At 42.0% G+C, this 22,276-nt stretch carries 1 protein-coding gene; it reads right to left on the reverse strand.

All coding sequences use genetic code 11. The annotated features are described in order from the left end of the window. Positions 1 to 502 precede the first annotated feature (502 nt). Positions 503 to 22,192, reverse strand: coding sequence for a GEVED domain-containing protein (locus tag BTO21_RS15710; protein WP_105026904.1), 21,690 nt, complete (start codon positions 22,190 to 22,192; stop codon positions 503 to 505). Positions 22,193 to 22,276: the final 84 nt, after the last annotated feature.

Raw genomic sequence — 22,276 nt, forward strand, 5'->3', positions numbered from 1 at the left:
CAGATCTACAAATAGAAGTCTAGATACAGAAATAGATCGTATTCCTGATATGTGCAAAATAAGGACAAGACTAAGAAGTCTTCCTAAAAAACAGTCGTTTGATAATATTTCCAATCTTTTCGAGTAAAGAGAACTCAACATAATGAGATTCCTTAATAAAGTAATTATCAGCACAAAGTAAGATATATAAGATATAGACGCATAAAGCATTTAATTAACACCAGGGCATAATAGTAACCTTTGGTTATAAGTCTGCGTCGATGAAATCATATCAATATCTGTATGTTTTTATTTAGCAGTTTTCATGCCATAAATAATATACAATTTTGACTTAGTATTTTAACAACATAAAAAAATCACAATTAAATTGTGATTAAATTGCATTGCAAAACAAATATAACATTTGGAATGTAGCGAATTACAAAATATTAAATAGATAAGCCACCATTTAATTAATCTTATTTATAATAATTAAATAGTGGCTTTATTATATTTGAGAATTCTACTCAATAATAACACGGTAACTTACTTCACCGGTTTGATTAGGCTGTAAACTCCCTGTCAATTGCCACTGAATATCACCAACATATCCCGTATTATTTATGACGGGTAATAAGAGCTGACACATTAATCCAGCAGGTATTACTGCGTTAGTGCAATCAACAGCTTCAGCTAATTGTGTATATGCTGCAGTGGTATCATAAATATTAATATCCGTCACCACTCCGGTGCCAACATTAATAAATTCAATCGTATACTCAAGAATATCGCCAGGTTTACCCTGATTAGATACCGTAGCTGTGGTAGCTTGAGAGATATTTGCCACCGTTTTATTCAGTTTGAGTTCTCCTGCGCCACTAAAGCTCACTCGCACTGTATCACTATCAATAACTTGTCTTGTAATACCATGTCCGGTACTCGCTGTGTCAGCAAACACCATATCAGCATATATATCATAGTCATAACTTGCATTAAGCGGTGCATCGACAGGTGTAAAGACTTTACTTATCAAACAAATATTTGTATTGCCTGATACAGATATTGATGCTGATATTTGCATATCGCTACCATCAATAATTCCATTACAATTCGTATCTTGATAAAGCACCGCCGCCCATGCAGTACTTGGTGGGGATCCAATAGGATTCATAATCGTTAATGTCACATCACCAGCAGTATCACTAGTAAATTTATGTTTAAACAGCGCAACATTACCCGGTTCAAGCTCAGTATAATTATCAGGTTCCATACGTGGCTCTTGAACTTTACCGAAATTCAGCCCCATAATATAATCCCCCGCAGAGGCATTAATCAGCATCTGACTATCAATAACACTGCTGTTAGTCACTTGTGACACCGTAGTAACATCAGCCTCACTAATATCAATCCAACGCGCTTGTTGAACCACATTAAGCACCAAAGCTTCATTCGCTAATAAAACAGGAATAACAACCAGATAAGATCCATCACCAGAGGTTTGTGTTGTTGCAATAATATCTCCAACAGTATAACCATGAGCGCCAGCACCGTTGTAAATGACATTAACAGTAACATCACCAATGCCTTGCTCTTGACCATCCATAATACCATCATGTGCTGCCGTTGCTGCCGTTGCTGCCGTTGCTGCATTAATGCCATTATCCTCAAACACAAAACCACCCAATATGATCTGATTGATGAGTTCAAATTGATAATCTTCTACTTCACCATCTGGTGCTTCACCAACAGCCGTATTACAACTTGAGGCCGTACTACATAATCGGAAACGGGCGACTGTATCGCCGTTATATCCAGTCGTTAATCCTGCATCAAGATTGAGATCGATATTAAAACTAGCAGTATTAACAACATGATCTTCAATAATAAGTTCTCCAGGATCATTGAAGTTACCATTACCATTTAAATCGATAAATATATTTAGGAAACCACTAGCTTGTGGCACTGAGATCGCAACAGGTGTAAGCGTTGCAACCGTGATACTGGCTGGCATTGTTACACCATCTTCATCATTCAAACTCTGTAAGTTATCACCAGTGGCATCAAGTGAGAACACACTGACAAGCTCACTATCCCATTGATTACCTAGTGTTAAGTCTTGATCACCATCAAAGGCAGCATCACCATCATTACCTATATCAGAATAATTATGGTAAACAGCACCATAGCTGACATCTGCATCACCATAATCACGGCTGCTATAACAACCCGCTGTATCTTGACCCGATAAACTGGTCACGGTCATGGCTGAGATATACAACAAATCGCCAGTAATAACATTGAGTTGGTATATCGCCGCTTTATTGATCACATCATGAGTATTATCACCCGTTGAGTCATGATTGCCGCCATCAGTAAAGGCATACAGCATTATACCATTATCCATTACAGTTCCCCCTGCGACGGCAACTCCCGTATTAGCCACTGGCATTAATCCATTAAATTGTAAAGACTTCTCGGTCACATTACCTGTTAACGGATTGATTTTTATATATTTATCATTGGAGAAATCAATACTATAAATAAAGTTATCATGTTCGCTAAATGAGAAGTCATCCCCTAGCACAACGGTGGCAGACAGCGGTATCGTTGTGAATGTTTGTGTACTGAGCTCAATACGCACCAATGCATTCCATTGTGGTTGCATCACATATAAATACTGACCATCAATCGAAACATCACCTAACGTAATGGCCTCAAGATTGATACCACCACCAAGACGTGATAGTGGCTGGTTGTCGCTAAATGACGCACTACCATTGGCGGTATGCGTCACGGTTTGCGAATTACTGGCTCGCACAGCTCCTAGCGGCACAAAATCAGTACCATCACGATCTGTCACAAATAAAATGACATTCTCATCAGCGGTTGATGTGTCGTAGAAAACACCATAAAACAAACCATTTTGACGATTAAACCCAATACCATTGAGGTTTTCAGCATCAGGATAACCAGCAACGGCTATTGGGGTGACTAAAGTGGTTAATTGCGCCGGACGCGTTGATGGGTCGAGCTGGGTATAATCAATACCATTACTGGTGTTTTCATGGGTCTCAATAATAATATTACAACTGGTATCGCCATTTAAATTTGAAACAAAAATACGATGATCTTCAACTTCACCGTCAGCAACTGGCCCAGTTGGATCAGGGTAACCATCACTATTGGTATCTAAAGCAACATTGGTTGTTGAATTAAAGTCAGAACTGATACGAAGTCGATATCCTGTCACACTATTACTAATATTAGCGCCTGTCGTGCCAACATTATTCCAGGTTAAGGTCACGGTTGAACTACCGCTCGGGGCTATTATCCAAGCACTTTCATCATTTTCAAAGGTGCCATTGTTATCAAAATCTACCCAACCAGAAACATAAGCATCATTTCCGGTGGTATTAGTCATCGGGATAACTTGAGTAACCGTTGCATTGGATACATCCAGCGTCACTAAACTAGAAAGTACATCTTCATCATCCATTGCCAAGCCATTATCATCATCACCAACAAAATCAGTACTCGGTTGACCATCATTTTCATTATCAGGTGCAACTGTGCCTAAATATAGTCCTGCCGTATCGGTTAAATGACGTGGCCCATTATCCGTTAAGGTCGTTGAATAGCCCTTTATTTCTGGTGCATCACCAAAATCTAATGGCATCGGCGCAAATCGACAACGTGCTCCATCATTTTGGCCCGTCGATGTATTCATTTGAGTAAAATCGACTGCGGTATAATTACCCGCGGTTAATGACGGATCTGAAAGATCAATACGAATAATGCGCCCAGGATTTGGATTTTGAGCTGCATACATAAAGCCTTGATCATCAAAATAAATTGCTCCCCACCCTGAAGAGGTTGTTCCAACACCACCGACACTACCAAGATTGGTTCGAGTCCCTGTTATTGGATCAAACTTCACTAAACTCCCCGTCGGCGTTAACGTATAGAGCATATTATCAATTGGATTAATTGACATATCTGCCATCGTTGGTGCAGAGACTGATAACTCATCAATTTGGCGCAGGTAATTAACACTATTTGGATTAACATCAATACGATACATTGATGTTCCACTATTATTCATCAGTAATAACACCCCATTATCGTCAATATCACCGCTGTTATAATTATTTAATGCCATGCTGCTATTGGTTATCGGCAGTACAAAAGCAGTACCACTACCATCAACCATCAATATGGTATCTTTATTCTTAATATTGTCGCCAATAAGTGTATTGGTAATAACGTTATAACCTGTTCCTCCAAATACACCGGTTGTCGTTGGTAGTACATCATCATACAAGGGTGTAACTTGCCCTAACGCTAAATTAATACTGGTGATATCTGTCGGTGAATTACGTAATAAATAACCATCGCTACTACAGGTTGGATAAGCCGTAATCGCAAAATCAGCAAAATTAACATCTGTCGTATCAGCAAATATCGTGATCGCTTGCACATTTGAAGAACTGGAATTCGTATCAGCCGGATCACCAATGGTAGCACCAATATACTCACCTAAAGTGGTATTCAACACACCAGCGGTTGGCGGACAAGTTGGCGTAATGAGATCCATTTCAAGTGCTGCTTCATAGACATGATAATTACCACCCGGTATTACCATATTGTATTCACCGGTGGTTGCATCTGCTGTCGCCACATAACACAAGTTAGTCGTTAAATTATGTGCAATAACAGGAACAGCGACTCCTAATCCAGCTTCTGTAGGATCTTTAATTCCATTGAGTGACGGTGCAGTACTGCTGTCGTCAAAAACAAATCCCGATAAATTAAAGCTACATAAAGCAGGTGCTGTTGGTAACGGTGCGGCAGTCACAACACCACCATTACCACCTTCATCACCACATAATAATTGACCACTACAGCTTTCATTACCGCCACTGATATTAACCGTTGCACCACTGCTATTAAAGATAACCCCGCCGCCACCACCCGCTGCTGATTGACCATGACCGCCAGACGATCCTACGCCGTTCCCCCCGATGGCATTGACAGTCAGTCCAGCTAATGTTGCCCCATCTTGATTATAAATAGTCACTGTACCACCAGCACCGCCACCACCAGGAGAATCCCCCCCCGCAGTCGCTGATTGATTACCGTTAGCATTAATCATCCCGCTACCCGTAATTGTTGCGGCATTAATATAAACAATACCGCCACCATCAGCACCATCACGACCTGCTGAATTATTTTGCTGTCCGGCACCACCACCGCCACCAAACAGTAATCGAGTATCATCAACAATACCAAAGCCTGTTCCTGGCTCTCCAGGGTAATAAATTACTGCGTTTCCATAATTACCGCCTCTGCCACCAGGGCCGACATTGGCGCCACCACCACCACCAGAGTTGAAATTACCGCCACCACCAGCATTGGCTGGAGCACCAACACCATAATCACCATTGGTATAACCATTACCTCCAAGTGCAATCGGTGTACCGGCGATACCTTCACCTTTACCGCCATCGATATTTGATGCCGACAACACATAATTAAGGCCCGTTGCAATACCATTGCTGGTGTTTAATTTACCGCCTCTAAAACCTTTACCATTAACATCAATCGTATTGCCGTTGAGATCTAAACTGCCATTCACAAACAGTGCGACAATACCACCACTACTACCATTCCAATCTGCTGCGGTAATGGTGCCAGTAAGACGTACATCTTCATACATTGGCACCCGTACAACTTGGTAACTACTTTGACTATTAACAACAAAGTTATTAGTAAGATTTTCACTGATCACTAACGTTGGCGCGTTATAATTCACCACTGTTGCTAATTCATACTGACCGCTATTACCGTAATTTAGCCAACCACTGCCATACCCTCCAGCTTGACCACTACCATAACTGTCTGTATTTGAAGTATCTAAGGTCGTATTTTGAATTTGGATGATCATAATACGATCACCTGGATTTAACGTCTTAGAGGTATCTCCTGTCGCAGCACCTAACTCAATGGTGTTTGTTCCCGTCAGTGCAGAGGCCGTTGCTGGATAATAGGTATTCACCACGCCCGTAATATCAACAGGTGTGCCAACTTCTCCTTCTATATTGGCGGTATTAATACATTGGCTAGCAACAACAGCAGGAGAAATTGGCTGAATAGGCCCTTTAAGAATTGGAATTTGATGATCTTCAACCTCACCATTGATAGCAGTACCGTTATAATCTGCCATCGTAAGAGTTTCAGACGTAATTCGTAAGCGAAGGTAAGTTTGAGTTGCTGTTGTGCTGGTATTAATCGCGGTAAAGGTTAAGGTTGCACTACCCTCGGTTACTGCATCAGCATCCACACAAGGAGCTTGACTAAACTCACCACTATCAGCAAAATCACCATCGGCATTGAAATCTCCCCATGCATATACATTTGCCCCAATATCAACGCTACCAGTGTGATCATTACAACTGACAAGTTGAGTAAATGAGGTTGCGCCTTGGGATAAGAAGCCCACAGTGGCAATCGCATCCTCATCAGCATTATCGGTAACATCATCATCGGTGGCATCAAAATTATCATCAATACCATCACCAAAACCATCATCATCACTGTCTGCTAACATCGCACCTAAACGCAAGGTGGTATTACCTATTCGGTGACGCGCACCATTAGCAGTAAATAAAGTGTCATAACCTAGAGTTTGGGGTGCGTCACCATAGTCATAGCCAACATCCAACATAATACGATGATCTTCAACTTCACCATCATTGGCCATGCCATGTGGGGTCGAACATTGGGTGGCGGTTGAACACATACGAATTCGTACATAACTACCGCCATCTAACACATCAGCTGGCGTTGTGAAATTCAGCATTATATCGGTATTATCATCAGCAGCCGTTATTACTACTGGGGTTGCAGCCTCTGTACTTAAATCAAACCGACCATCACGATCAAAATCAAGCCAAGCATAAACGGTGGCATCAACATCGGTATTAACGTGAACAGTCAGGGTTTCATTACTACTTGGCACTGCCATTAAAGTAGTAGCGCTAACGATACTATCTTCATCATCAACACCCGCGACATCGTCATCTTGGGCGAGGCCATTATCATCAACCCCATCAACAAAACCATTGGCTTCAGTGTCTGTGGCATTGGTACCAAGATAAATTGTTGCTGTTGGAATATGCATTGGCCCTACACCTTCGCCATCAGCGTCAGAGCGATCGGTGCCATAGGTATCAGGTGCATCACCAAGATCAAACGTTCCCATTACAACTAAATGATCTTCAACCTCACCATCGTTTGCAATTCCTCCTGTTGACGTGGCAGATATAGCATCAGTTGTAATTCGAACTCGCGCATAGGTCACACCCGCAGTTAAGCCCGTTAACCCGGTCCAATTAAAGCTGTATTGTCCTTCGGTAACACCATCAGCAACAGTGGTCACTTGAGCTTCATCGGGATCAAACTTACCGCTCTTATCAAAATCAACCCACACAATTAAGTTTGCCATGGCACCAGAGTTATTGGTCGCTTCTACTGTTAAGCTGTAGTCGCTAGCATTAATATTGATTGGTGAAATAACATTGATACCATCCTCATCATCTGGTGATGCTTGATTATCATCGCCATTAGCAAGCACAGATGGCATACCATCAGATTCAAAATCACTGCTTTGATCACCAACAAATAACACGCCAGCGTCAAAGTGGAATGGCCCACCATTACCAGCTAAAGTGCCATAAATATCAGGCGCATCACCATAATCGACATTATCAGAAACAATCAATGCATAATCTTCCACTTCACCATTGCTCGCTTCTCCTATTGGCGAGCTACAATCCGTGGTTGTATTACACACTCTAAAGCGCATATAAATAGTATCGCTATTCGTTAATGTAGCGGGCACTGACCATGTCAATATATTGGTTTCATTAATATCACCATCAGCAACAACAAGAGTTTGTAATTCAGATGCTTCCAGATCGCCATTAAGATTCCAATCAGCCCAACCATAAACAGTACCGTCAGTGCCTGTGGTATTCGTGCTAGTAACCCTCACTGAATATTGAGTCGCAGTACTTGATAATGGCAATATTTCAATACCATCATCACTGTCACCATTGGCTGCAATCGTTGCGTAAGCATCGGTTTCACCATCAGGTGGCGTACCTAAATAAATAGGCTGACTAATATCATGGCGTGGACCATCAAATTGATAAGCCGTAATATAATCAGCGTTTCCAACACCTACACCTGTATCGGGTAAATCACCAAAATCAAGTTCTAAGCTTGAACAACTACCGTTAACATTGGCAGGATCTGCCAACCAATTATTACGTGCCGTAAAGGCTGTTGTATCCTCGTAATAGTCATGAACAAAATCCATTAACTCTTGGTAGGCTGATACATTATGAGTGGTATAACTCGGGGTAAAATAGAATTGACGCTCACCAGAACCAATCCAAGGCCCAACATGCGATCGCGGATACACATACCCACCAGTTGATGTTGGTGCATAAGGAATCAGCCATGCCATTGCATCAACATTATTACAAGAACCGGTTACCTCAGGTAGCGTATAAATAACACTACGGTGATCAATACCTGTAATGGTTGATAATGAACCGGTGGTTTGTACTGTTAGTTGATTAGATAACCCTCCAGGGCCATCTGAAGAATGGAAACGTGGTAATTGCGTTGGTCCAACATAACCTGCAAATGCAGTTGCACTGGTGCCAGGGAAACCAGCCTGTTGCCCCATATAAGTATTAATTTTTGTCGAGGTCGCATCAGCAAATCTATCACCTTCAACAATAGAGAGTAATACTCCGCCCTGATTACGATAGGCTAACAAGGCATCAATTTCTGCCATCGAATCGGTACTGATCCCACCAGCACGATCAGATTGATAAAGAACAAATTGATAATCAGGTAAAGTAAAGTCAGTCACAATATTATCGTTTGGAACTAAAATATCGTAGCTGACATAACCGACACCATAATTATTCTCCATTAAGGCTACGGTATTATTCGTCGTCGTTGGCAATGTATATTGAATGCTTCCAGAGCCTTGCTGGATCAGCATATGGAAAGTCACTTTATGGAAATGATCTTCAACTTCACCATCTATTGCGGCGCCATATGAACGCTCATCAATCAGAGTCGCACTATCATCTGTAAGCGTATCGGATGTTAAACGTAATCTGATATAAGTATCACCAATATCACCACCACTACCGGCAGATAAATTATTCCATGTTAAAGATACATTCTGATTACTGGCGCCATTCGCAACAGCCACACTGGTATATTCATCAAGCTGGAATTCGCCATCACGATCATGATCAACCCACGCATGTAGGGTTGCTGCGGCACCTGTGGTATTGGTCACGGGTGTATCAAATGTCCATGTTGTCATTGATGGTGAAAGCGCAGGGAAATTAGGCGATGTTTCATCTGCCGTCCCATTATTATCATCATTTAGCGCGTCAGTGCTTGGTTGACCATTGATATCGGCATCAGCCATGAGATTACCAATATACAACGTGGATGACGGCACATGATTCGCACCATCATTTACAGCAAGCGTATGATAACTATCCGGCGCATCACCCCAGTCTTGGCCACTGAGTAGCGTTATTCTAAAGTCTTCAACTTCACCTGTAGACGCCATTCCGCCAACACTGGTATTGGTAAAGCCATCATTGGTTGGCATTAACCTTGCTCGACCAAAATAATACCCTGCCGTTGGCGAAATACTATTCCATGTTGGGGTTTGTACTTGATAACTACTACTTGGAGAAATAGTAACTGATTGCGCCTCTGTACTATCAAATTCGCCACTACGATCCCAATCAATCCAGACGATTAAATCAGCATCAGCACCAATATTGTTAAGCACATTGGCATCTAAGGTATAAGAGGTTGATGCTGTTGTTAATACGGAAAGCGTTAAACCATTTTCATCATTGGTTGCTGTTGTATCATCTAAAGTCGCATTATCGCTGGCTTGTGCATCTTCACCATCCGTCGCTGCGGTACCAATACGTAAAATGGTACTGGTTGGATGTAACGGGCCGCCATCTGCAAAACGAACACCGTAACTGGTTGGTGCATCACCACCATCATAATAAACGTTATCGCTTAATAAATAATGATCCTCTACTTCACCATTTGTTACACCACCATAAGAGCGCGGATCTTCATTAGTGCTTACTACTGTATCAGCTAATAAATCAGAACTAATGCGCACCCGTAAATAACGATCAACATTAGCAGCTAAGCCTGGGGTTGATAGCCAATTAAGGGCAACAGCTTTATTGACCGTTCCTGTTGGCACGATCACAGCATCTCCGACTGCGGTTCCGTTACCTATAAACTCATCACGATCAAAACGGCCATTGCCATCAAAATCAATCCAAGCATAGATATAGCTATCACTGCCAGTATTATTGGTCACCATTACATTAGCGCTATAACGTCCTTGGCGAGTGGTAAGTGGCGGTAATACCATTCCATCTTCGTCATCATTTAACGTGGTATCATCACCGCTTGCTTGCAAGGCAATGGTTGCCAGCGCGTCAGACTCGGCATCAGGTAAACTGCCTAAGAACAAATTACTGTCAATACCATGGAAAGGACCGCTGTCTGATTGAGTGGTACGATAATTATTCGCACCAACATTTATCGCTTCATCAGGTGCATCGCCATAATCAAATTCACCGATATAAACCATGTAGTCTTCAACTTCACCATCCAGTGCTTGTCCTGCCCAATCAGCGGCAGTTAATTCTGTTTGGCTGCTGAATCTGATTCGCAGTGCCATAGCACCATTGGTTAATCCACTAAGTCCTGTCCAGCGTAATTGCGCTGTTTTATTACCGTTAAAATAAGGAATATTATTCGGACTAAAAATGGCAGGGGTAGTGGCATCATAATCAATGCTTGAGACAACCTCAGCAGCACTAAACTCACCATCTTGATCACTGTCTAACCATGCAACAAGCGTGGCTGGTTGCCCTGCTAAGCGTGAGTTTTTAAAGCTCACTGTCACGCTGTAATCTGAGGCTGATGTGGCAATGTTCGCTAACGGCTGTGGCAGACCATTTTCATCATCGCTGCCATTTAAATCATCACTTGATGCATCACTACTTGGTATGCCATCACTGTCGGCATCAATGGTTGCTGTGCCTAAATACACCGTACTTTTATGGCCTAAACCATGGTGAGCACCATTGTTAGCAGACGTCGTTTTATAATCATCAGGGGCATCACCATAGTCTTGATCACCAATATAAATACGATGATCTTCAACCTCACCATCACTGGCACCAAACAACGAACGTGTATCTTCAGCGGCTGCGGTATTTTGATTATCAAGGCTATCGGTGGTTAATCGGAATCGAGCCACCGCAAACCCTGCTACGATACCAGGGAAATTGCTCCAATCTAGATTCATATCGCCATTGGTACCATCAGCAACGGTCACTTGTGCTACTTCATCAGACTCAAATTGACCATTACGATCCCAATCGATCCAGCCATACAGATACGCGTCTTTACCGGTATTATTGGTTACTTTAACCGTTGCGGTGTAACTTGTTGGCACTGGTGAATTATCAAGTCCGCGTAATGTCACTCCGTCTTCGTCATCACTTGCAGTGTTATCATCACCATCGGCATAGGTATTGGCACTACTTGGATTAGCATTGGTTTCACTATCAGGTACAGCCTGCCCCATATAAAGATCGTTGCTGATCACATGGTATGGGCCATGATCTTCGCGGCGAGAACGGTAGTCTCCTGCTCCTGTGGTTGTATTCGCCGCACTGTCTTCAGCATCACCAAAATCGAGATCACCAATATAGATAACATGATCTTCTACTTCACCATTTTCAGCAGGGCCACCCCAGTCATTGGCGGTAAGTACTGAATTAGTTAACCGCAATCGCATATAAGTACGGCCAGCATTTAAACCAGAGAAGCCACTCCATGTTAATTCAGTAGTAGATGTTGCTTGGCTACTGGTATTTGTGCCTGAAGAAATCGCACTTAATTCAGCAAATTCATTCGCACCATCAAAGCGACCATCTTGGTTTAAATCTATCCAGCCATATAAATTGGCTTCTTGACCGGTAGCATTATTGATAGGCACACCTAATGTATAACTGCTACTCGCTGTAGAAAGAATTGGGAACGGTGTGAGATCATCGGCATTTTCATCATCTTTGCCGTCATTATCATCACCCGACGCAGCAGATGTTGGTTGGCCATCTTGATCATGAGTATCATCATGTGTTGCATCACGAATATAAAGGGAAGCGTGGTTTTGAACATGATAAGGACCACCACTGCTATATAACGTATGATAAATATTTGGGGCATCACCGCCATCGTAAGTATCAACACGTACATAATAATCTTCGACTTCACCATCACTAGCACCACCCAAAGATCGAGGATCTTCATTAACAGTATTGATTTGAGTATCCGCTAATATATCCGTTGTAAAACGCACTCGAATATAAACATCGGTATTAGTCGCAATGCCAGGAAAACTGGTCCAATTTAAATTGGTCACTATATTGGTACTACCGCTATTAATATCTGTCGATAACCCCGTATTGCCACCATAAAACTCATCGCGATCAAAACGACCATTACGATCAAAGTCTATCCACGCGTAAAGATAAGCCGTTTTTCCACTGTTATTTGTTAATGTGACAGGTAAAGAATACTCGGTATTGGTGTTATTTAATGGCAGCACAAAGACGCCATCTTCATCAGCACCTGTTATATCGTCACCAAGTGCAAACGCTGTTGTTGGATCGTTTGCATCTGCTTCTGCATCAACCGTTGCACCAAGGAAAATAGTATTGGTTACACCATGGTAAGCACCATTATCACTTAATGTAGTTCGATAATTGTTGGCGGCAATGCCAACAGCGGTATCTTTTGCGTCACCAAAATCAAATTGACCAACATACACAACATAGTCTTCAACCTCACCACCTTGCGCAATACCACCCCAATCATTTGCTGTTAACGAACTATTAGCAACACGAATTCTAAGCCCCATAGTGCCTTGCTGTAAGCCACTAATATTATTCCATTTAAGGGTCACTTTATTGGTTAAATTATTATTTCCGGTTGGAAAATTATCTTGATTGAATATGGTATTAGTAAACGGTATTCCAGTCGTAGCGACATTCAATTCATCAACAACTTCATTAGCAGTAAAAGAACCATCTTGATTGTGATCTAACCATGCAACTAATGTCGCCATAGACCCAGAGGTATTAGTGATAGCCACATCAATACTGTATTCTGTGATTGATGTCGCCACAGTAGCTAGCGGTTGTTCTATACCGTTTTCATCATCATTAGCGCTATTGTCATCTCCCATTGCTGCAGCATCAATGTAAGCTTGGTCATCATCATCAATATTATTAGCCCCCATATAAAGGCTACTGACATAATAATGTGCCGGACCACCGCTGGTCGGTAAGGTTAAATACGTGTCAGGAAGATCACCTAAGTCAGTATTTTCCGCAGTAATAAAGAAATCTTCGACTTCACCATCTTTCGCGGCACCTAATGAACGTTCATCAATGGAAGCCGAGGCATCACCATCAATAAGCACTTCCGAGGTGACGCGCAAACGCACGCCATAAGTACGCGCATCAACTAACGCTGTATCGGTGATAAAACTAACGTTATAGGTTTCTCTTCCTGAATTAGGTGCAATGGTAATCATGCCATTAGTGATAGCTTGCACCGTACCGCTACTATTAACAGCAGCTTGCGCTATTTCATCTTTCTCAAAACTACCATCACGATCCCAATCTATCCAAGCATATAAATAACCGACTTGATTGGTATTATTGGTCACTGAGATAAGCGTATTAAACTGATCGCCAGCATCAAGATCTGGCAATGGAATATCAGCTAATGCATTTTCATCATCAATTGAATCAGCATCGTCACCATCAGCCAGTGTCGTTTGCGGTGTTGGCCCATCAACATCTGGCGCAACATCGCCAAGATACAGTTCACTCAACGCTGCGACATTATGATAAGGCCCCCCATATGTCAGGTTGGTTTGATAATTATTGGCTGCAGTGCCCGTTGACGTATCGGGTAAATCACCCAGATCTTGTCCGCCAATTTGTATCATAAAATCTTCAACTTCGCCGTCAGAAGCGCCACCGCCTACATCCGTTTCGGTGAGTAGATCAGTGGTTAAACGGAAGCGAATATAACTGTTACCAACGGATAAATTTTCCATCTGATTAGCATCAAATGAATAGGTATAAGCCCCATTTTGCCCTGTTGGAATAACATCAACTCGCCCTTCTATTTCATCAAATACACCATTACGGTTACTGTCTATCCAACCGGCTAAATAGGCATCATTTCCGGTTGTGTTTCTAAGGGTTAATTCCAGTTGGTGACTGGCGCCATTAACTGGAATTGATGTTAATGGCTGCGTGGTTGCATTTTCATCATTACTGCCATCGTTATCGTCCCCTAAAGCATCACTTGATGAAAAAATACTGCTATCACCATCAATGGTGGAGTTACCTAAATGCAAGTGGGTGGCATTGGTAATAATGTGGTGTGGGCCACCTAATAAAGGATCCACAAGGTAGGTAGAAGGTGCATCGCCTTGATCTTGTAAGCCGAAGAAAATGCTATGATCTTCAATCTCTCCTCCCGCCTCGCCACCTAATGATGAAATATCACTAATTTGAGTCACAAGACGGTTGGTTAATCGCAATCGAATAAACGATGTGGTGTTATTTGAAATTGAGGGTAATGACGTCCATTCCAATTCAACTGGCGTATTAGTTGCACCTGTTGATACCACTGCCAGCTGGCCTTCATTATCTTCAAATTTACCGTTACGGTTAAAGTCAATCCATGCCGCCAATGTTGCATCACTGCCAGTGGTGTTGGTTACTGGCACAATGGCTTTGTAGGTCGTCATTGTATTAAATAACGGTGGCAGAATAATCGGTCCTTCATCATCAATAGCATCATCGTCATCTGCTGTGGCTATTGCATTTTGTAAAGTGCCGTCATCAGTATCAGGGGCAGTATTACCAATATATAATCCAGCAATAGTAAGATGATAAGGACCAAAGAATTCATAACGGGTCTGGTAGTTATTTGCGGCCATTGCTGATGACGTATCTGGCGCATCACCAAAGTCGGGATCACCCACATAAATAAAGTGATCTTCTACTTCGCCATTTTCTGCAAAACCACCCCATTGAGCTGCTGTCAGTTTTTCTGAGGTTAAACGTAAACGTAACCCCATATTGCCTATTTTCTGACCACTAATATTATTCCAGGTTAAGATTGTCGTTGGCGAAGTTTGACCTGATGTATTGGTACCATTGACGATATCTTCTAATGCGACAAACTCATTAGTTTCATCAAAGTTGCCATCTTGATTGAGATCTAACCATCCATAAAGATGCGCATTGACACCAGTACCATTATATAAAGGTACCGCTAATGTGTAGCTATTATCCGTTAAGGTTAAGATCGGGAACGGTGTTAATTCGTCGCCATTTTCATCATCGCTACCATCATTATCATCGCCATTAGCGGCTGGCGTTGGCTGACCATTTTGATCATGAACATCATCATGAGTTGCACTACGAATATAAAGTTGAATATTGGTATGGTAGTGTGCCGGACCACCGTTGTTATAACTGGTGTTGAATGTTTCAGGTAAATCACCGCCATCATAAGTATCTACTCGTAAGTAATGGTCTTCTACTTCACCATCACTCACGCCGCCATAAGAACGAGGATCTTCAGTCGTTCCCGTTACAGCATCACTTAATAGATCGGTTGTTAAACGTACCCGTACATAAACATCAGTATTCGTCGCCATCCCTGGAAATTGAGTCCAATTGATATTTTCAACCCAATTGGTCACACCGCTACTGACTGTAATCGGTACGCCAGCAGCACCACCAGCAAACTCATCGCGATCAAAATGGCCATTACGATCAAAATCGATCCATGCATATAAATAAGCGTCACTACCGGTATTATTGGTAACTGTCGAACGAATACTGTAGCTCGTCAGTGACGTATGCAACGGCATAATATAAACGCCATCTTCATCATCACCGTTAACATCGTTGTCATCACCTAATGCTTTAATTGCAGGTGCGTTGGCATCATTTTCAGTATCGGGGGCAGTTGGACCGAGATAAAGCTGATTAGAAAAACCATGGTAAGCACCGTTATCATTAAAATGAGTACGATAATTATTGGCACTAACACCATTAGCGGTGTCGGGCGCATCACCAAAATCAAAGTCACCAATGAATACTTGATGATCTTCTACTTCACCATTGAGCGCCATTCCGCCCCAATCATCTTTGGTTAAAATATCATTGGTAATACGCAATCGAACATAAGTGCTACCTTGCGCTTGTCCTGAAATATTATTCCATGTCAGTGTGGTGGTTGGTGTCGCTTGATTTGAGGTATTAGTACTGTTTGTTATTGCTTCAAGTGCAGCAAATTCGCCGTCATCATCAAAACGGCCATTTTTATTAAAATCAATCCAACCGTACAAATTGGCATTCACACCCGTGCCATTATAAAGTGGAACACCTAATATATATGTGGTGTCACTGAGGCCTAATAATGGAATTCGAGTTAAATCATCACTGTTCTCATCGTCACTGCCATCAATATCATCACCATCAGCAGCATTATTAGGTTGGCCATCTAGATCATGAACATCATCATGAGTCGCGTTGCGAATATAAAGATTAGTATTGGTGTGATAATGCGAAGGACCATTACTGGTATATAGCGTATGGTAGATATTAGGAGCATCACCACCATCATAGGTATCAACCCGTAAATAATAATCTTCAACTTCACCATCAGTGGCATTACCATATGAACGCGGATCTTCCTGTGTACCTGTTGCAGTATCTGGCAAATTATCGGTTGTTAAGCGTAACCGAATATAGACATCAGTATTAATCGCAATGCCAGGTAAACTATTCCAATTAATTGACACCGCACCATTGACTGTTCCAGCGGCCACAGTAATCGGAACCCCCGTGGTACCACCTGCAAACTCATCACGATCAAAACCTGTTGTACGATCAAAATCTATCCATGCATAAATATAAGCATCACTACTAGTCGTATTGGTTACTGTAATGGGAAGAGTATAGCTAGTCGCGCTATTATGCAGCGGAATTAATAATGCGCCATCTTCATCATCTCCGTTGGCATCAATATCATCGCCATCTGCACGGTTCGCTGGATTATTAGCATCTTGCTCTGCATCCACACCTGCACCAAAGAACAGCTGATTATCGATTCCATGGCGAGGACCATCATCACGCAACAATGTACGCTGGTTATTAGCTCCAACACCATTAACAGTATCTGGCGCATCACCAAAATCATAACTTCCAACCACAATATAATGATCTTCTACCTCGCCATCTGGCGCACCGCCTCCCCAACCAATATTAGATAAACCCGCAGTGGTATAACGTAAACGCAGTGCTGCACGCCCTTCCGTTTGTCCGCTTATATTTGAAAAAGTTAGCGTTATCGGTAACGACGTTGTCGTACCATGAGGCACCGTCACAACCGCATATTCTTCAGCTTCAAATTGATTATTTTGATTCCAATCTAACCAACCATAAAGATAAGCATCAGTACTGGTATTATTTCGCACTGGCACATAGACCGAATAGGTTGACGCCGTGAGTGGTAAAATTGGGGTTGGAGAACTAAATGCATTTTCATCAGCGCTACCAGTAAGATCATCGGCATCAGCATCCGTACTTGGTTGACCGTCGCCTTCAGTATCAATGGTGGCACTACCAATATAAATATTGGTTTTATTACTTAAGCCATGATAAGGACCACCGCTTAAGCCCAATGTTGCAAAGGTATCGTCCAAATCACCAAAATCTTGATCGGCCACTTGTAATGCATAATCTTCCACTTCACCGCCATTAGCGTAACCATACGAGCGAGGATCCTCAACCGCACCACTGACACTGTCAGTCAATAGGGTTGATGTTAGGCGAGTTCGTAAATATACGGTTGAGTTGTTAGTTGGCGAACTAATGGTTGCCCACACTAATGCCGTCGCTGTTGCAGTACTGCCATCAGCAATAATCAACGCACCACCTGGGCCACTACCATTTGAAATGAACTCATCTCGATCAAATTCACCATCTCGGTTGGTGTCTAACCAAGCATATAAATAGCCCGTACTTCCGGTATTATTAGTCACAACCGCTTGCGCATTATAAGCACTTGCGCCACTGGTTAATGGCAACAGTAATAAACTGTCTTCATCATCACTGACATCAATATTATCACCTGACGCTGTAATATTTTGTAAGCCATCGATTTCAGTATCAGACGCTGTTGTTCCTAAAAATAAATCACTATCTATAGAGTGTCGTGGGCCATCGTCAGCTAATGTGGTTCGATAATTACCAGCGCCAATGCCTACACCAGTATCCGGCGCATCACCAAAATCAGCACTGATAATAATTTCACCGTAATCTTCCACTTCGCCATCAATACTTGGCCCCGTTGGCACATTACAATCACCAGTAGAACAAATTCTAAAGCGGGCATAGGTTTTACCTAATATTGCAGTAGCAGGCGTAGTGACGGTATAGGTTTGACTGCCAACAGTGGCACTGGTATCACTGATGATTTGTTCATTACTGTCTAACCAATCCCCATCTTGGTTCCAATCAATCCAGCCATAAACATGAAATGTTGTTCCTGAATAACTACTATGTTTACCCACCGTCACTACGATATCGCGATCACGATTTAACACATAAAACCCAGTCGCTGTCACACCATCTTCATCTGCAAGATCGACTAAATTATCACCATCTGCAGCAACATTCGGTTGACCGTCAATATCAGTATCAACAAAGTCACCCAAGAAGAAATCCGCATGTGTACCATTACCACTGGTGGTGACTATATGACTGGCACCGCCTACCGTTCGGCGAGTTGTATAATCCCCTTTAGCCGTCAGTGAAGTGGCGTCTGGTGCATCACCCCAATCTTTATTATCAATATCTACCACCATATTGGCGCTAAATTCTGATGTATCTTGTAAGTAAGTGCCTGAGGTTAATAAGGTTCGTTGAGCAATAACCGTGATTTGATCACCAACTGAAACACCGTTTACTGTCAATGTATTATCAAACCCTGCGCCTGACATCGCAGTGAGGCTTCCTAAATAAACTGTACCTTCACCTGCAGATAAGCCGTCACTACCAACATCTCCACTTCCTGCGTTGGCTTTATAAACTTCAAGCGTGTACTCCCCGGTCGTACAGACATCACCAATCAAACGCAAATCATTATTATCAATAAAGGCATAATAGATCACAGGCCGAGCAAGATTATTATTTGCACCGGTTCCAGTATCATTAATACAAATATCATTATTTAGTGAGACGCCACTACCAGTGGTTGAATTATGCAAATCAATACTGTTATCAACATTATTATTAAAACTATTCTTGGTAATTAAAAATCCTTCGACATTGGTATTACCATCAATAGCGATGCCTGAATCACCATTATTATTTAAAATATTACATTCAATAATTGATAGTTTACCGCTGTGAATATCAATACCATCTTCAGCATTATTAATAATCGTATTGCTAGTGAAGTTTTGAAGTAAATCTACAATTGATGTATTGGCTTGATATATACCGTCGCCCGTCGCATTTTCTATTTGATTACCGTTAATCGCTAAATAAGCAGGCGCACCATAGCGAATATTTATCGCATGATAAGGCGTAGCTGTTGTCGATGTTGTTCCTAATAATAAATTATGTTGTAGTTGCCAATTAATTACCGCTGTTTGGCTATTTAATGAATTTAAACTTATATTATGATGCGCGGTTTTAATAGCATTATTACGTATAATACCGCTATTTCCATGCAGGGCACTATTTCCCGAATTTGCAATTGCGATACCAGCACATCCCGATGATGTACCACAAGTTTCTTGACCGATTACCGCATCATTACCTGCCGGATCGATACCAATTAAGTTATATTCAATAACAGTGTCAGTAATACCACCACTATAAACATTGATCCCTTGTGAGCCACCTGTTAATGACAAATTTCTTACTGTGGTATTATCAGCATTAATAATAATAATTTCAGCGCTGTATGCACTAGCATTGGTGGGCAGATCTATTTGTAATTCAGGCTTAGCGAGTGCCGCAATATTTTCGACACTACAAAGATGACTGCTACCGACAGTTTGCGAAGCTGCATAATCACCACTATTGGTATCAAGTAAGGTCACTCCGTCAGTATGACTGTAAGCTTGACCATCTAAGGTGGTGTTTGCGCCATTGGTACCAGTGATGGTGGTTAATGAAGAAGTGGGAGAAATAACCCACCAGTCGGCACTAACATCGGCATCATTTGCAGCAACAGCAGGAACAAATCGCATATTATTTGCCCCCGCAATCGCGTTAGCATTAATAATAAATTGCTCTAGCGAGCCTTGTCCTGTTATTTCGGTATTAGTAACAGCATTATAAGAAAAGCCGAAATCTAGCTGGTTAACTGAATTGGAATTAGCAGAAAATATAACCCGTGAAATATGTTCGCGCGCAGATAGATCTGCACTACTACTGGTGTTGGCACGATCACCATCCCAACCACCATAACACGCTCCAGTTACAGCAATCGGTGTCGTATCCGCAACGCCATCCGCGTTAGCATCACAATATCCAGTGACAAAAGTACCATTGGTATTATCCGTTTGAGATGTGGTATAGGTTTGCTCTGCCAATGCGGAACTAGAGGTTGGAGGGTTAGGAGAAACAAAGTAGGTTAGTCCTGGAATTTCAACAAAGGCATAATAGCCATCGGCATCAGTGGTCGTAGTTAAGGTTGGGCCGCCATCAGCAGCGTTAGGGGTCATATCGCCATCATCAGTGTATAAGTACACACTGACACCACTCACGCCTACTTTATCCGCTAAATCACTGTCTCCATTTACATCATCATAGATATAACCCGTGATATCAACACAGCCTACACAAAACTTATAATCTTCAACCTCCCCAGCAGCAGATGATGCGCCAAATGAACGTGTATCTTCAGCACTGCCTGTCGCTGTGGTGGTTAATTGTGTTTCGCTAATACGTACGCGAGAATAATAGTAGCCATTGGCTGTAAGTTCAGCGAGAGAATTCCAAGTAAGTGTTTGAGGCGTATCTATGGATCCATCCGCAACGATAAACTCATTACCGCTTCCGGTACCACTGCTAAAGAGTTCATCGACATCAAACGTACCGCTATTGTCAAAATCAATCCATGCATATAAATACGCATCAGCACCCGAAGAATTAGTTACGTTCGCTGTGATTGAATAATTTGCATCGGTATATTTTAAATTTGGAAATGTGACCCCATTTTCGTCATCAGCGGCAATACCGTAATAACTACTACCAGCATTAAGATCATCGGCTGTTGCGTCAACATTCTGCAACCCAGAGCCATCATCATCAGGTAAAGTAGCACCAAGAAAAACCTCATAAGTGGATCTTAATGCTCGATGGGAAGGGCCATTATCAGCTTGACGAGTACGGTAATTCCCAGGTCCTGTACCATTTGATGCATCAGGCGCGTCACCATAGTCTTGAAAATAAGGAATATAGTACACATCCATAGTGCCCCATGCTTCCCCCATTCCACTCACAAGAATATTCGCATTTACCGTAAACTGCTGTGGTAATGAACCGATATTGGCATTAGGACGGTTATACGAAGTTCGTCCAAGTTCACAGGGACGACCACCTGTTCCCCCTTCTACTTGAAAATGACGGCCATTAAACCAAAAATCTGCACGATCATCGGCAGCCATTTCTCTGACTATTGCGTGGCTAACTTGCACATCACCGAGATTATATGTTGATGATGCACTCGCTGTATGGCAAGTACCACCAATGTAGTTATCACCTCGCCGCCCAGCAAACACACGAAAACAAGCATACTGACCACTACTTGCACATGATTCAAACTGGCCTTGAGAAAAGCCACTATTGCTAACAACATAAGGCTGCTCTGCTGCTATAGAAAAACTTAAACAGGAGACATAAATAATAGAGAATGCTTTAATGATTTTATGATAAAGACGCATAAATATTAACAACCTTACATGGCTTTATTTAATAAATAGTCTCAATTTAATAGCGACTATTTATCGTTAATATCCACATATATG

Origin of the sequence: Photobacterium phosphoreum, assembly GCF_002954725.1 — a bacterium.
In the GTDB taxonomy this organism is placed as follows: Bacteria; Pseudomonadota; Gammaproteobacteria; order Enterobacterales; family Vibrionaceae; genus Photobacterium; species Photobacterium phosphoreum.

Bases quoted from the DNA above. Each gene is read 5' to 3' on its own strand.
- BTO21_RS15710 (WP_105026904.1), bottom strand. From the start codon at position 22,192: ATGCGTCTTTATCATAAAATCATTAAAGCATTCTCTATTATTTATGTC.